Origin of the sequence: Photobacterium andalusiense (assembly GCF_900185625.1) — a bacterium.
Lineage (GTDB): Bacteria > Pseudomonadota > Gammaproteobacteria > Enterobacterales > Vibrionaceae > Photobacterium > Photobacterium aquimaris.
In genome coordinates this window covers 160,193-176,033 of record NZ_FYAJ01000001.1, presented here as the reverse complement: position 1 = coordinate 176,033, position 15,841 = coordinate 160,193, and the positions used below count along the sequence as shown (strand labels likewise).

14 protein-coding genes are annotated in these 15,841 nt (G+C 40.6%); 9 read left to right on the top strand and 5 right to left on the bottom strand.

Going from position 1 to position 15,841, the window contains the following annotated elements; translation table 11 throughout:
* The first annotated feature begins 11 nt into the window (after positions 1-11).
* A complete protein-coding gene (gene cydB, locus PAND9192_RS00870) occupies positions 12-1,148 on the top strand; it encodes a cytochrome d ubiquinol oxidase subunit II (RefSeq protein ID WP_087852165.1) in 1,137 nt (378 codons plus the stop codon).
* Between the two features lie 14 nt (positions 1,149-1,162).
* The gene (gene cydX, locus PAND9192_RS00865; RefSeq protein ID WP_065177288.1) at positions 1,163-1,270 is read left to right on the top strand and encodes a cytochrome bd-I oxidase subunit CydX; all 108 of its coding nucleotides are present in this window, start codon (positions 1,163-1,165) and stop codon (positions 1,268-1,270) included.
* Between the two features lie 89 nt (positions 1,271-1,359).
* On the opposite strand, the gene prmB is transcribed toward cydX, so the two are convergent.
* Positions 1,360-2,292: a 50S ribosomal protein L3 N(5)-glutamine methyltransferase gene (prmB, locus tag PAND9192_RS00860; protein ID WP_060997037.1), complete on the bottom strand. Its 933-nt coding sequence runs from the start codon at positions 2,290-2,292 to the stop codon at positions 1,360-1,362.
* Between the two features lie 53 nt (positions 2,293-2,345).
* Between prmB and smrB the strand changes: the two genes are divergently transcribed.
* Positions 2,346-2,876: an endonuclease SmrB gene (gene smrB, locus PAND9192_RS00855; protein ID WP_060997038.1), complete on the top strand. Its 531-nt coding sequence runs from the start codon at positions 2,346-2,348 to the stop codon at positions 2,874-2,876.
* On the opposite strand, the gene PAND9192_RS00850 is transcribed toward smrB, so the two are convergent.
* Complete coding sequence (locus PAND9192_RS00850) at positions 2,873-3,232, bottom strand: hypothetical protein (RefSeq protein ID WP_087852164.1); 360 nt, start codon at positions 3,230-3,232, stop codon at positions 2,873-2,875. The genes smrB and PAND9192_RS00850 overlap by 4 nt on opposite strands.
* Positions 3,233-3,244: 12 nt before the next feature.
* A complete protein-coding gene (gene sixA / locus PAND9192_RS00845) occupies positions 3,245-3,718 on the bottom strand; it encodes a phosphohistidine phosphatase SixA (RefSeq protein WP_087852163.1) in 474 nt (157 codons plus the stop codon).
* A gap of 280 nt (positions 3,719-3,998) precedes the next feature.
* Here sixA and PAND9192_RS00840 point away from each other — a divergent pair, with 280 nt between their 5' ends.
* Positions 3,999-6,764, top strand: coding sequence for an insulinase family protein (locus tag PAND9192_RS00840; RefSeq protein WP_087852162.1), 2,766 nt, complete (start codon positions 3,999-4,001; stop codon positions 6,762-6,764).
* Positions 6,765-6,977: 213 nt separating this feature from the next.
* Positions 6,978-7,259 carry a hypothetical protein gene (locus PAND9192_RS00835; RefSeq protein WP_087852161.1) on the top strand — a complete coding sequence of 94 codons (282 nt, stop codon included), beginning with the start codon at positions 6,978-6,980 and terminating at the stop codon, positions 7,257-7,259.
* A gap of 82 nt (positions 7,260-7,341) precedes the next feature.
* Here PAND9192_RS00835 and fadJ read toward each other — a convergent pair whose 3' ends face one another.
* Together fadJ and fadI are read right to left on the bottom strand one after the other, a co-directional pair.
* Positions 7,342-9,444 carry a fatty acid oxidation complex subunit alpha FadJ gene (gene fadJ / locus PAND9192_RS00830; RefSeq protein ID WP_087852160.1) on the bottom strand — a complete coding sequence of 701 codons (2,103 nt, stop codon included), beginning with the start codon at positions 9,442-9,444 and terminating at the stop codon, positions 7,342-7,344.
* Positions 9,444-10,754: an acetyl-CoA C-acyltransferase FadI gene (gene fadI, locus PAND9192_RS00825; RefSeq protein ID WP_087852159.1), complete on the bottom strand. Its 1,311-nt coding sequence runs from the start codon at positions 10,752-10,754 to the stop codon at positions 9,444-9,446. The genes fadJ and fadI overlap by 1 nt, the downstream gene beginning before the upstream one ends.
* Positions 10,755-11,366: 612 nt before the next feature.
* Here fadI and PAND9192_RS00820 point away from each other — a divergent pair.
* From PAND9192_RS00820 to PAND9192_RS00805, 4 genes are all read left to right on the top strand, one after another.
* Positions 11,367-11,930, top strand: coding sequence for a sigma-70 family RNA polymerase sigma factor (locus PAND9192_RS00820; protein ID WP_087852158.1), 564 nt, complete (start codon positions 11,367-11,369; stop codon positions 11,928-11,930).
* Positions 11,923-12,660: a DUF3379 family protein gene (locus tag PAND9192_RS00815; RefSeq protein WP_087852157.1), complete on the top strand. Its 738-nt coding sequence runs from the start codon at positions 11,923-11,925 to the stop codon at positions 12,658-12,660. The genes PAND9192_RS00820 and PAND9192_RS00815 overlap by 8 nt, the downstream gene beginning before the upstream one ends.
* 272 nt (positions 12,661-12,932) lie before the next feature.
* On the top strand, positions 12,933-14,171 hold the full coding sequence (locus tag PAND9192_RS00810) for an outer membrane protein transport protein (protein ID WP_087852156.1): 1,239 nt from the start codon (positions 12,933-12,935) through the stop codon (positions 14,169-14,171).
* Between the two features lie 358 nt (positions 14,172-14,529).
* Positions 14,530-15,810: an outer membrane protein transport protein gene (locus tag PAND9192_RS00805; protein ID WP_087852154.1), complete on the top strand. Its 1,281-nt coding sequence runs from the start codon at positions 14,530-14,532 to the stop codon at positions 15,808-15,810.
* Positions 15,811-15,841 lie beyond the last annotated feature (31 nt).

The following is a 15,841-nucleotide window of genomic DNA, read 5'->3' as shown; positions in this document are numbered from 1 at the left end:
GAAACAAAGTAATGTTTGATTATGAAAGCTTGCGAGTTATCTGGTGGGTGTTAATCGGTGTGTTGTGCATCGGTTTTGCGATCACCGATGGCTTTGATATGGGCGTTGGTATGCTGTCACCCTTTATTGGTAAGACTGATAGCGAACGCCGCGTAATGATTAATGCCATTGCACCACACTGGGACGGTAACCAAGTGTGGCTTATCACCGCCGGTGGTGGCTTATTTGCGGCATGGCCATTAGTTTACGCAACAGTATTCTCTGGTTTTTATGTGGTGCTTATCTTGGCATTAGCATCATTGTGGTTACGCCCATTAGGGTTTGATTACCGCTCTAAACTACCAAGTAGCCAATGGCGTAATCTGTGGGATAAAGCGATCTTTGTCGGTAGTATTGTGCCACCGATTGTTTTTGGTATCGTGTTTGGAAACCTAATGCAAGGTGTACCATTTGAGCTTAATAAATTTATGATTTCGACTTATCATGGGTCGTTTTATCAATTATTAAACCCATTTGCGTTATTGTGTGGTGGTGTTAGTTTACTAATGATCATCACTCAAGGTGCTACATTCCTGCAATTGAAAACCACAGCAGCTATTCATAGCCGCGCACGTAAAATTGCCGTTATTTCGGCGATCTTAATGGCAATATTATTTGTTATTGCGGGTTTTGTTGCTCAAGGTATTAATGGTTATGTAATCACATCTCAAGTATTACCTAATGCCGCATCCGATCCTTTAACCAAAGAAGTTGTTCGTCAACTAGGTGGGTTATTCTCTAATTACCATAACCATCCTATATTGTGGATCGCGCCAATACTTGCTGTAGTAATGCCATTATTAACCGCAGTATGTTCACGTGCTGATCGTGGTGGCTTTGCTTTCTTATGTTCAAGTCTAACAGCTGTCGGCGTAGTGTTAACGTTTGGGTTTGCAACCTTCCCATTCATTATGCCGTCAAGCCTAGATCCTAATGTTAGTTTGACTCTTTGGGACGCAACTTCATCAGAATACACATTACATATCATGACTATTGTTGCGTTTGTAATGGTACCGGTGATCTTGGCATACACCTCATGGTGTTATTACAAAATGTTTGGTCGTCTTGATACCAAATATATCGAAGACAATAAGACGTCACTGTACTAAGGAATAAACACACAATGTGGTATTTAGCGTGGTTTTTAGGTATTTTGCTCGCATGTTCATTTGCGATAATTAATGCCTTATGGCTTGAACAAGACAGCAGTGATGATGAGTTAATAAAATAATTCTAAACTCACTAACATAAAAAAAATCAGCCATAAATTATGGCTGATTTTTTATTGTTGTTACCAATATTGATTAAGCTTGGTGTTAATTAATCGCGGTAAAGAGCAAAATCTTCAGCACAATCAACTAGCTGTTCACGGGTCAACATAAACACACCGTGACCACCATTAGCAAACTCTAACCACAAGAATGGAATATGCGGGTATTGCTCTTCCATGTGGATCATTGAGTTGCCAACTTCACAAATCAAAATACCATTATCTTTCAGGTAATCTGGCGCATTAGCAAGAATACGACGTACCAATTTTAGACCATCACTACCCGCTGCTAAACCTAGCTCTGGCTCATGACGGAATTCTTCTGGTAAGCTGTCCATATCTTCTTGGTCAACATACGGCGGATTGGTTACAATAAGATCGTATTTATCTTTTGGTATATCTCGTAAAAGATCAGAACGAAGCGGAATCACTTGCTGCTCAAGACCATGATCCGTTATATTCTGTTCAGCTACAGCAAGTGCATCTGTCGAAATATCAACAATATCTACTTCTGCTTCAGGGAACATGTGCGCACAAGCGATACCGATGCAACCACTTCCTGTACACAGATCCATGATCCGTGTTGGCTCTTGTTGTAAAAAAGGTTCAAAACGGTTTTCAATGAGCTCGCCAATTGGTGAACGTGGTACAAGTACACGCTCATCAACAAAGAACTCCATACCGCAAAAGTAGGCAACATTCGTTAAGTATGAAACAGGTGTACGTTCATTGATTCGACGCATAACACGTTCAACAATGCGATGACGCTCACTGCTTGTTAAACGAGAATTACGCACTTCCGGTGGAACATCCAACGGTAAGTAAACTGTCGGTAGTACCAGTTGCACAGCTTCATCCCATGCATTGTCTGTACCATGACCGTAAAATAGGCCAGCAGCATTAAAACGGCTTACCGTCCAACGTAGCATGTCCTGCAATGTGTGAAGTTCGCTGACAGCTTCGTCGACAAAAATCTTATCCAAAATAGCCTCCGATAAACGCTACAATACCACTATATAATTGTTGGAATTTCATTATGAGTAACAAAGATTCACAGCTTGAAGATGATTTCAATCTCTTCAAGGCAGAGGTAAAAGGCGTAAAAAAGTTCACGCATGATACCATAATCACGCCACGTCAACAGAACTCTAAAGCGGATAAAGCAAAAGTGATGGGCAAAGAGACCCAAAATCATGAGTTTTATTTCTCGGATGAGTTTGAGCCGCATCTTAGTGACACCGGTCCAACGCAATATGCGCGCACAGGTGTGTCTAAATATGAAGTAAAAAAGCTTCGTCGCGGAGTGTATGTTCCTGATATTTACTTAGATATGCATGGAATGACGCAGCAAGAAGCAAAGCGAGAGTTAGCGGCAATGATTGCAGCTTGTATCAAAGAACATGTGTCATGTGCTTGTGTTATGCATGGTATCGGCAAACATATACTCAAACAAAAAGCACCAATGTGGTTAGCTCAGCATCCAGATGTGATGGCATTTCACCAAGCTCCACTAGAATTTGGTGGCGCAGGATCATTATTGGTGTTAATTGATATTCCTGAACGCTAGTATTTTGGTTTTACCATATGACCCACGTTCACTACTTTACCATGGTTAAATAACGTCACTTCTCCTGTCTCACAGATTTTTAGGCGTTTTTTAACCGCGGTTTCAACGTAAAAATATTCACAATTATCATTACGGGCACTATCAATTCGCGCAAAAATAACCGAGCGCGGCGCACCGACCTCATTGGAATAGTTAGCAAAAGTTAAGCTACTACCCGTTTGTGAGACATGCATCCCCTCAGTACGTCCATCAGACCACTTCACCATACCGTTAGCAGCAATTCGAACTGGCTCACCAACACTGCAGCCAGCCGCAAGCAAGACGCTTATTGCGGTAACTATTCCTAATTTAGTCATGGTGATTATCCATTATTTATGTGGTTGATGTTGCCATAACAAGGTGCTGGTTCCTGTTTGTGGATCATAGTCAATCGCGGCAATCGCAGACGTTAAAAACATTGGCGGTTGTAAACCCGCGACCAATTCTGCGGTTAGATAGCCGACTAATGGCAAATGTGAAATCAATAGTAGCGATTGTGGTTGCTCAGTTTCAATGGTGGCCTGAATATATTCAGCCACTGTTTCAGCATCACCGTAGGGCGTAATATCCTCAACACTGTCGACTCGCATTGGTGACGGTAAGGTATTTGCCATTGCTTGCCACGTTTGTTGTGCACGTAAATACGGACTAACCCAAACATGATCCAACTCGCCATTCAAATGTGATGCGAGTAATGTCGCCATTTGCTGTGATTGAGCAATACCGCGCGCGGTTAATGGGCGCTCAGCATCACTGGCTGCAAAATTTTCGGCTTCGCCGTGACGCATAATATATATTTGCATAGATATTCCGATAACCTCAGTTAAACAATCGCCATAGCCACTCTGTTATTTGTTGGAGTGGGTCGATCATTATTACATGGTTTGATTATTGGTATAACCAAAGAGTTTTAATTCTGTGGCTAAGCCTACTATTTAACGACTTAATTGATTAAGTAATGACTAATTCATCAATTTGTTAACAAAAATGCGACTTATACTTCATCTAATCGCATCTTCAATTTGCCAGCCTTAATATTGAACGTCATACTTACTCTAATTCCCTCTAAAATAGGCTCTTCCTGTGCATACTAGCCCTAACGATCATAAGCAGTATCGCTACCTTACTTTAGCGAACGAACTTCGAGTACTGCTCGTTCATGATGCTGAAGCGCCTCGCTCTGCTGCTGCATTGTCAGTCGAGATTGGTCACTTTGATGATCCCATCGACCGTCAAGGCATGGCGCATTTTCTTGAGCATATGCTCTTTCTTGGCACTGAAAAATACCCTCGTGTCGGTGAATTCCAAACTTTCATTAACCGCAATGGCGGTAGTAATAATGCTTGGACTGGCACTGAAAACACCACCTTTTTCTTTGAAATCAGTCCTCATGGTTTTGAAGAGGGCTTAGATCGTTTCGGTCAATTTTTTACCGCGCCATTATTTAATGAAGATGCGGTTGATAAAGAACGTCAAGCTGTTGATTCTGAATACAAATTAAAAATAAAAGACGATGTACGTCGTTTATATCAAGTTCAAAAAGAAACCATCAATCAAGCCCACCCTTTTGCCAAGTTCTCGGTCGGTGACCTTACCACCCTTGACGACCGCAATGGCCAATCAGTGCGTGACGATTTATTGGCTTTCTATCATCAACATTATTCTGCTGATGTGATGGGACTAGTACTATTAGGCCCACAATCGCTGGATGAGTTAGAGCACTACACTCAAGATTTCTTTAGTAAAATCCCTAATGCTACCACTAAAAAAGTAGCAATCGACGTGCCATTTGTTACTGAAAACGAGTGTCAGAAGTTCATTCAAATTGAACCTATTAAAGAATTGCGTAAGTTAACATTATCGTTTGCAATGCCTTCGGTTGACGAGCACTATCAAATCAAGCCGTTATCTTACCTTGCCCATTTACTGGGTAATGAAGGTAGCGGCAGTTTAATGGCGATTTTGAAACAGCGCGGCTTGATCAATACCCTAACCGCTGGCGGTGGCGTGAGTGGTAATAATTTCCGTGAATTTACCATTGGCTTAAATTTAACGCCTAAAGGCCAGCAACACACCGATGAAATCGTGCAGTGTGTATTTGCCTTCATTGCGTTAATAAAGCAACAAGGGTTAAACAGTTGGCGTTATCAAGAAAAGAAATCGGTGCTAGAGATGGCATTTCGTTATCAAGAGAAAAGCCGTCCACTTGATACCGTCAGTTATTTAGTCATGAATCTACTGCATTACAACGCCGAAGATATTATCTATGGCGACTATATGATGGAAGGCTACGATCAAGATTTACTTGAGCAACTATTAGCCTATTTTAGCGTCAGTAATATGCGACTTACATTAGTGGCACAGGGTGGTCATTACGACCGCATAGCTGCTTGGTATGATACCCCTTACTCAGTAACACCATTCACAGCACAACAAGTGGAAATGTGGACCAATGTTAGCCTTGATGCAGAGCTATTATTGCCTGAGCCAAATATTTATTTGTGCGAAAAATTTGAGCCATTAGCGCTTGAGGCTGGATCAGAATTACCACCACAATTAATTCAAGATCTGCCAGGGTTTAGACTATGGCATAAACAAGAACATGATTTTCGCGTACCCAAAGGCATTGTTTATGTTGCGATTGATAGCCCGCATGCCGTCAGTTCAACGACTAATATTGTCAAAACACGGTTATGCGTCGAGCTACTGTTAGAAGCTATCAATGAATCTGCTTACCCTGCTGAAATTGCCGGTATGTCTTACAATCTTTATGCCCATCAAGGTGGCGTAACGCTGCAGCTTTCAGGGTTTAGTGAAAAACAGCCACAATTAATGCAACTGATTTTAGAACGTTTTAAACAGCGTAACTTTACCCAACAACGGTTTGATAATATCAAAGCGCAAATGTTGCGTAATTGGCGCAATGCCGCAGAAGATAAACCTATCTCACAGCTGTTTAATCAATTAACCGGTTTATTACAACCTAATAACCCGCCTTATCCGCACTTAATTGCAGCGCTAGAAACCATTACTATCGATCAATTGCCACCATTTGTTGAAGCGATGTTTGCAGAACTGCATATTGATACGTTTGTGTATGGTAACTGGATCAAAAAAGATGCATTAGCACTGGCTGAAACCCTCAAAGATGCATTTCGTGTTACCGACCAACTGTACGGTGAATCACAACGGCCGTTAGTGCATATAGAAAACAGTGGCACATTGACCTATGAGTTAGATTGTAATCATGAAGATTCGGCCATCTTAATGTATTACCAATCACGCCAAACGACACCGAAAAAAATTGCGATTTATACCCTCGCAAACCATTTAATGTCGACCACGTTTTTCCATGAATTACGTACTAAGCAACAACTCGGTTACATGGTAGGGACGGGGAATTTACCGTTAAATCGCCACCCAGGGTTGATCTTATATATTCAATCACCCGTGGCTGAGCCAAGTTATTTATCAGATGCCATTGATGACTTTACTAATGCTTTTGCATTGGTGCTTTTAGAGCTTAATGAAGCCCAATGGCAAGCCAGTAAAACAGGCTTAATTGCACAAATCTCAGAGCCTGATACTAACCTTCGAGCGCGAGCACAGCGATTCTGGGTTAGCATTGGTAATAAAGATGAACACTTTAATCAACGCCAATTAGTGATTGAACAACTTAAAAAATTAAGCCGCGCCGATATGATTAAATTCATTGTCGATACGGTTAAGCCGCGTACTGCTAATCGATTGGTAATGTATTACACCGGTAAAACACATCAAGGTGCAGAGCCGTTAACCATAGGTCAACCAATTGAATCTATAGAAGATTTCCAGAAGAACGCTTACTAAATAAAAAACCCTATTTATATTGAATAAATGGGGTTTTATTTTAACAGCTAACATTTAAGTAGTTTTATTATGATAAAAAACACTTTCATAACATTTCAGTAGCTAAGTAACTGTCCTCATAAGCATAATAATCATTATAAATATATTGCCATTATTGCAGAGACATACGGCATTAATTGCAAATAGCATTAAATTGATTAGAAGAGGATCGCCGTGACTCAACGATGTCCGCACTGCCAAATTGAAATAGATGCACCAACGTTAAATGCATACGAAGATAGTTTTGTTTGTCCTCATTGCGCTGCTACGTTATCTCATAGCCAGATCGATATCTTTTTTTATGCCTTTTGCTTTATTGCATTAGTCTCATTGTTACTTATTACTATTGGCCACATTAACACCTTTATAGCATTGGTGATCGCAGCGGTGAGCTATCGCTTCTGTCGCGGTAAATTATTTGAGTCTCGCTTCCGTTTAATTCGCTGTACCTTTTAACCCTTCCTATGACAGCTAAACGGTATCCAACAAAAAGCCTGCATCAAAGCAGGCTTTTATGGTTAATGTTGATTATAACAGCTTAATAAAACCGTTGCTGAGCTTGCGCCATCTCTACCAAATAATCACAAGGAGCAAAACGCTCACCATAAAGATCACTGTATTCACGCATCATATCAACCACTAAATCGATACCTAAATGATCCATATAACTAAATGGCCCGCCAAGAAAGGGAGGAAAACCGATACCAAATATCGCGCCAATATCACCATCTCGCGCTGATTTGATCACCCCTTCATTTAAACAGCGTGCAGCTTCGTTCAACATCATTAGAGTACAACGAACTGCAATATCAACTTCGGTTAATTGTTGCTGCGGCTCAACCCCTAATAAGGTATACACCGACTTATCGACTTCTTTGTTTTTGGTGTTATACAAATAGAAGCCTTTACCGCTTTTACGCCCCTTACGGCCATCTTGCTGTAACCATTCAAACATGGCTGGTGTAGCAAAACGTTCGCCTAGTTCAGCGGCTAAAATTGGACTAATTTTAGCACCGATATCGACCCCAACTTCATCAAGTAAGGTAATGGGTCCGACAGGAAAACCAAAGTTAAGTAACGCGTTATCAATATGTTCGATCGGCTCACCAGCCAATAATAGCTGCGCGGCTTCGTTCATATAAGGCGCAAGAATACGGTTAACATAAAAACCGGCTTTATCTGCAACTACAATCGGCGTTTTACCTTGTTTTTTGGCTAATGCAACCACAGTAGCAATCGTTGAATCTGACGTTGTTGCATGAGGAATAACTTCAACTAACGGCATTTTTTCAACTGGACTGAAATAATGTAAACCAATAACATTTTCAGGACGTTGTGCCTTTTCAGCAATTTTATGAATCGGAATCGACGATGTGTTAGTGGCAAAAATGGTTGTTTCTGAAGTATTGGCTTCGATTTCTTGAACCATCTGCTGCTTAAGTGCAATATCTTCAAACACTGCTTCAATCACCACGTCAGCATGCTTCACGCCACGATAATCGCTACTACCTGTAATACGTAACATTTGCTGTTGTAGTTGGGGCTTACTTATAATTCTCCGCTGACGTTGCTTATTTAAAATAGCGTAGTTGTACGCTAATGCATGTTGAATACCGTCATTAGTAATATCTTTAATTCGCACCGCATAACCGGCTTTAATTGCTGATACATGCGCAATACCTCCGCCCATTAAGCCGCCACCAAGTACCGCTATTCGATTAATTGGGTTGGGCTTAGCCGCTGCGCCCAGTTCTTTTTTCATTGCGGTAGTTGCAAAAAAGATATTCCGTAATGCACGCGATTCAGCGGTCATCACTAACTCACCAAATACCTTGGCTTCTTGCTCTAACCCTTGCTCAATACCTTTTTCTAAACCGTATTTTACCGTATCTAAAATCGCATCAATGGCAGGATAACAACCGCGCGCTTTTTGTTGGGCTTTTTTAGTGGCTTGCTCAAACACAACACTGCGGCCAAAAGCATTACCCGCCATAGCCCAATCTTGAAATGAATGGGAACGTATCGGTTTTGGCGTTAACGCTACTTGCTCCGCGGCGTATAATAAAATACTTTGCGGAACCATTTGATCAACCAAACCTTTTTTCAATGCTTGTTTAGCGCGAAGTTGTTTACCGGTTAGGATCAACTCTAAACTATGTGCGACACCAATCAGGCGCGGTAAACGTTGAGTACCACCAGAACCTGGCAATAAACCTAATTGCACCTCAGGCAAACCAAGGCGGGTAATAGCATCATCGCTACAAATACGGCTATGACATGCTAAAGCAAGCTCTAACCCACCACCTAAACACGGTCCGTGAATAGCTGCCACAACGTGAATTGGTAAATCTTCTAATGCAGAAAACAGCTGTTGGCCCTTAATAGCTAAAGCCTCGGCTTCTGCGGCAGTTTCGCAGTTAGCCAACATTTTAATATCTGCACCTGCAATGAAATTGTCGGCTTTACCGGAATACACCACTAACCCTTTAAGATCAGTGTGAGTACTTAATTGTGTTAACACTGCACTGATTTGATCAGCAAAAGCGGCTTGCAGCGTATTCATTTTTTCATTGGCAACATCAATTTTAAGCCAGCCAATACCATTCTCACCAAACGATAAACTAAATGCTGATTGGGTCATTATTCTGCCTCCAAAATCATTGCTGCACCAAGACCACCTGCTGCACAGGCGGTATTTAATGCAAAACCACCACCACGACGTTTTAATTCATGTAATGTTTGAGTGATCATTCTCGCGCCAGTTGCCGCAAATGGGTGCCCATAAGCAATCGAACCACCAAGCACATTAAATTTATCCATATCAATGTCACCAATGGCATGATCCCGACCCAATTTTTGCTTGGCAAAGCGATTAGAGCCAAACATTTTAACGTTAGCTAACGTTTGCGCTGCAAAAGCCTCATGCATATCAATTAGAGTTAAATCACTCAGAGTTAACCCTGCCCGTTCAAGTGCCAGTGGGCTCGCATAAGCCGGACCCATTAGCATATCTTCAACAACATCAATCGCAGCAAAAGCATAAGAACGAATATAGCCCAGCGGAGTTAAGCCTAATGCTTTAGCTCGCCCTTCACGCATCAACAATATCGCCGCTGCACCATCAGTTAATGGGGTCGAATTTGCAGCAGTAACAGTGCCATACAAATGATCAAAAGCTGGATTAAGTTTGGCGTATGCTGCCAATGTGGAGTCTTGACGAATGTTATTATCTTGAGCAAGCCATTGTTGATAAGGGGCTGGAAATGCGGTCATAACTTCATTAGTCAGTAAACCATCACGCCATGCTTGCGCTGCTAACATATGTGAGCGGTGAGCAAAGGCATCTTGTTCTTCGCGACTTATGGCGTGACTTTTTGCCATTTGCTCTGCGGTTTGTCCCATACTTAAACCGGTCGAATATTCGGCAACAGCAGGAGGAACGGGCATTAAATCTTTCACCCCTAATGCACTAATTAGCTTCAATCGTGCAGGCATGGTTTTGGCTTTACTTAGTGCAAGTAATGTCGCTGCCATTTTTTTGCTAACGCCAATCGGTAACAATGATGTTGAATCAGCACCACCTGCGATACCAATATCAATCGTCCCTGCCATGATACTTTCAGTGACATTAACTGCCGCCTGAAAACTGGTTGCGCAAGCACGGGTTACACTATAAGCATCGGTATGAACGTTCATACCGGTACCCAGTACAATTTCACGAGCAATATTCGGGACTTCAGGTGTTTGTACAACCTGACCAAATACAACTTGTTCAATTAACTGCGGATCAAAATCAGCAACTTGCAGCATTTCATTAACGGCTATTTTGCCTAAATCAAGGGCAGATAAACGCTCAAAGGCTGTTGATTGACGTGCGAATGGTGTCCGTAATCCACTAACAATAGCAATACGTTCACCGTTACGTGTGGTGATATTTTGAAGACCCGACATCGCAACTCCTTGTCACAATTATAATTAACCTTTAAATCAAGGTCAGACCACACAATTGTAACTACAAAGTTATAAAAATAAAACATTTGTTTAAATATGATTATTAAATGGTTTTTAAAGTAAAAAATATCGACATTAACAGCAGTTATAGTATAAAAACGATCAATGATATTTCTATGTAGGATTGATAATAAAAATAATTGAGCATAAGAGAATAATCGCCACTTAATATTTAGGCAAAAAAAAACCACACCCGTAGGTATGGTTAGAATTCACGCCGAAAATAATCAAATCAACGTAATAAAATAATCAATTAACATAAAGCCAATTGCAAATCAGGAAAACCTGATAGGAGAAAGTAAAGTCAGCCTTCAAAAGGAAGTTGTCATCTTGCTCAACAGACGGTGTTAACTATTATTAAGTCATACGACCTAATCATAATTTCAACCATCAGATGACGCGACAACTATAACCTACCGCTAAAAACAGAATTTGAACCAGATCAATTTTAGTGCGGTTTATAGAACCTAAAACACAAAAAACCACCGACATTACTCAAAAGTTATCAGATGGCATCGTTTATTGATGCAATAACGCTAAACAGGCACATCAATGATAAAAAATATTTTTAGAAACAAAAAGTCTTCTGCCTCGGTCTGTTTAAATATGAACAAACAAAAACGTTATGAAGCACTTGTTAGAGCTTGGCATCAAGACTTATATCGCTACGCTTATTGGCTATGCCACGATCCTCATATTGCCGAAGATTTAGTGCAAGAAACATGTCTGCGCGCCTGGAAATCACTTGATAACTTACAAGATGATAACGCAGCCAAAGCATGGTTAATCACAATTCTACGGCGTGAGAATGCACGTCGATTTGAACGTAAACAATTTGATTTAGTTGATATAGATGATCATCATATTGCAGACACTAATCCCAGCGTTGAAATGGACGCCGAACAATATTTATTACAGCGGTTAATCATGAAGCTGACACCTGAATATCGAGAGCCTCTAATTTTGCAAGTAATGGCAGGGTTTAACGGTGATGAAATAGCAGAGATTCTAAATCTTAATCGCAATACGGTAATGACACGGCTATTTCGTGCTCGTAATCAATTAAAAGAACAACTTGAAAAAACATCGACTCAACGGGGGAATCATAATGGATGATCTAGAATTTCGTCGCCGCTTACTGGCTGATCCTAATGATAATGATCCAGAGCTGATTAAAACCAAAAATCAGTCCACCGCTAATCGTCATTTCGCTAATGAATTGCAACAGCTAGATCAACAATTAAAACAAGCCTTGAAGGTTGAGATACCCAATAACCTTGCTGATAGAATTCTATTTCATCAATCCAGTCAGGCACTGCCACCAAAAAAATCTCATTATAAGCGCTATATTTCTTACGGATTAGCAGCATCAGTGATGTTTATGGTCGGAGTAATGGTGGGGCAACAACACCCTTTTTCTTCGGTGTCCCCTACGCAGCACGTCTATACTCCAGCATCAATGTCTAGTATCGCTTTACAGCACGTAAACGCTGAAGCGCAATTTGTTAACCACACCGATGAAGCGGTCACTTTGCAGCAAGTTAATGCCAAATTGAAACCTTTTGGTACCAGTATGAATCAATTACCTGGCCATATTTATTATCTTAATTATTGTGGTTTTGATGGCAACCGAGCTTTGCATATGGTTGTAGGTACTGATAAAGGAAAAATGACGGTCTTTATCGTACCGCAGACAAGTTCACAAATGGCGACAGATAGCGACAGTACTAATCAAAGTTTATTATTACCCCTGCAAGATGCTAGCTTAATTGTGGTGGGTGACAAAGGTGAAAAGCTAATGCCAATCGCCGAAAAACTCAAATCTGAACTCTATTGGCAAATCTAGCTCAATAAATCCCTTCCCTACCCAGCTAAAAATTCGATATTGATAATTAAGTATCGATTTTTAGCTGCGATTTATAGTATCAATTGTAACGAAAACAGCAATAAATCAGCGTAAAATGATACCAAATGAACTCAAATGTTCGCTATACCGTATTTTTTACTGTCTAGAGGACTGGTCAGCTTTGATAGTACCGTTTCCCCCCCTACAATCGTCGCCAATCAGTCATATATAGACTGGAATAATAAATATAAATACATGATCAGGAATCATAAATGAATAAGAAGCAGATATTCACGCGTTCAGTTATTACTGTTGCTATCGCTGTTGCATCGTCACAAACAATGGCCGCTGGTTTTCAACTAAATGCCCAATCAGCTACCGGACTTGGTCGCGCATTCTCAGGTGATGGTGTTATTGCAGATAACGCGTCAACTATGGCTAAAAACCCTGCGTCAATGGCACTGTTTGATGCCCCTGCATTATCGCTAGGTGTGATTGCTATCAATACTGATGTGCAAGTAAAAAATGCACAATATAATAAGCGTCCAATTGGTGACACATCAATTGGCGGCACTAGCTATGCACCAAACATCTACTATATTCAACCAATTAACGATAAATTTTCTGTAGGTGCTTCGCTGTATTCAAACTTTGGTACTAAAACTGAGTTTGATAGTAACTATGCGGCAAATGCATTTGGTGGCTTAACTGACGTTAAAAGCGTTAACTTAGGGCTAAGTGCTGCTTACCGCATCAACCAACACGTTAGTATTGGTGGTGGTTTAGACATTATTCACGGTAGTGGTAAATTACAGCGCTATATTCCAGCAGGTACAATTTCAACACCTATCGGAAATATAAATACCCCCAAAGTAAACCTACTTGATATTGATGCAGATGGTCTAGCACTTGGCTTTAATCTTGGTACAATCTACGAACTCAATGACAATAACCGTTTTGGTTTATCATACCGTTACAGCCCAACACTAAAAGCTAAAGGCGATATGCATTATGCGGGCGCTAATATTGACGGTCAAAAATTAAAAATGCCATTACCAGATATGGCAGAATTTTCAGGTTATAACAAACTAAGTGATAAATTTGCAGTTCACTACAGTATTCAATGGATCCGTTGGAGTGAATTTGACGTTTTAGAAACAACAGGTAATGTAAAACTTAATAATTACCAATGGCAAGATGGCTGGCACTATTCATTAGGTGGTACTTACTACCTCAACAACGACTGGACCTTACGTGCGGGTTACATGCATGACACTAGCGCACAGCAAAAAAACAATACTTCAATATCTGTACCAGATTCCGCTCGTAACTGGCTATCTGGCGGCTTTAGCTACCACCTTGACAGCAAATCAACTATCGACTTTGGTTTAACCTACTTAATCGGTAAAGATGTTAGTGCGGAAGAAAGTAATCCTCTAGGTCTGTCAGTACAAGCAACTACTCGTGCTAATGCTTGGTTATACGGTATTCAATATAGCCGTTCATTCTAATTTGAGCGTACACTAATTACCAATTCTAAAAAAGAAGCCGTTATGGCTTCTTTTTTTATGTCGAAAAAACATTAATCAATGCATTTCCACTCACTAACACCCTAAAAAATCGCATAATAAATAGCAATCAGTCATAGTTATAACAAATTTATTTATTTTATTTTTCGTACAAGTGTACGCTCAAATTTCAGCACCTGTCATTTATCGAACAAACAACACCCGATAAAAAACTTCAATGTTAAATATTTAAAGCATAAAACACTTAATGAATCACTTTTATAAGATAATTTTTAACGCACTTTATTGCTGCGGGTATCATCTAGCTCATTATTTCGATCAACAATAAGTTTTTTATACCATGCATAAAAATAAAATCACTCTAGCTTTAGCCATTACCGCAACTGTCGGCATCAGCAACCAAGCTTCTGCCGCAGGTTTTCAGTTAGCTGAATATTCAGCGACTGGTCTAGGGCGTGCTTTTGCGGGTGAAGCAGCAATGGCAGATAATGCTAGTGCCCAATTCCGTAACCCTGCAATGCTAACGTATTTAAAAGGCACTCAAATTTCTGCAGGTGCGATTTATGTTGATCCTAATATTGATATTGCAGGTTCACACTCAACTCTGGGTAAAACCAATTCAGCTGACTTTGCTAACAGTGCGGTTATTCCTAATTTTTATTTCTCTCGTCCATTAACCGATAAAGCCACCATTGGTTTAGCCGTTGGTACTCACTTTGGCATGCGTACCGATCTTGGTACTGATTTCAAAGCATCGATGTTTGGTAATCAAGCGGATGTACATACGGTTGAGATCAACCCTAACCTTGGTTACAAAATTAACGAGCAATTCAGCGTCGGCGCTGGTGTGCGTTATGTCATGGCAACAGGTCACTTTGGTGCAGCAAGCCCAATTACTATACCAAATATGCTCAATAAAGGTCAGCACCTTAAATACATGGAAGGTGAAGATAACGCTTGGGGCTGGCAAGCAGGTGCAGCATGGCAAATAGATGCCAATAACCGTATCGGTATTAGTTACCAGTCGGCGGTTAAACTCAACCTTGAAGGCCACGCTAATGGTCTTGGTTTTGATTTAAAATCATTAGCTCAACATAAACTGCCTAAAACACAATATGCCGGCTCATTACCGATTGAGTTACCCGCATCAGCTGAAATTGCTAGCTTCCACCAATTAAATGATCAGTGGGCTGTGCATGCAAGTGTTAACTGGACTGATTGGAGTGCATTTGAAAAACTCGAAGCCAATATTCCAGATCTTAATGGCCCTGTAGATATCAAACCAGAAAATTGGAAAGACAACTACCGCTTTGCTGTTGGTACCACTTACCAAGCAACCAATAAGCTAGTTTTACGTTCTGGTATTGCCTATGACACTTCAGCAGTTGATGAAGCTAATCGTACCCAAACTATTCCTGAAACTGATCGTACGTGGTTAAGTGTTGGCGCTGGCTACGCATGGTCTGAAAACCTAACCTTAGATGCTGGTTTTACTTATATTTTTGCTAAAAAAGCTCACATGCTTGAGCAAGAAAAAGATATGCCAGTATTAGGTAAGTTTGAAGGTCAAACGTCAGGCCACATTTGGTTAGCGGGTGTTCAAGCTAGTTACCGTTTCTAAATAATCATTACTAATTAATTTATTTTAATAA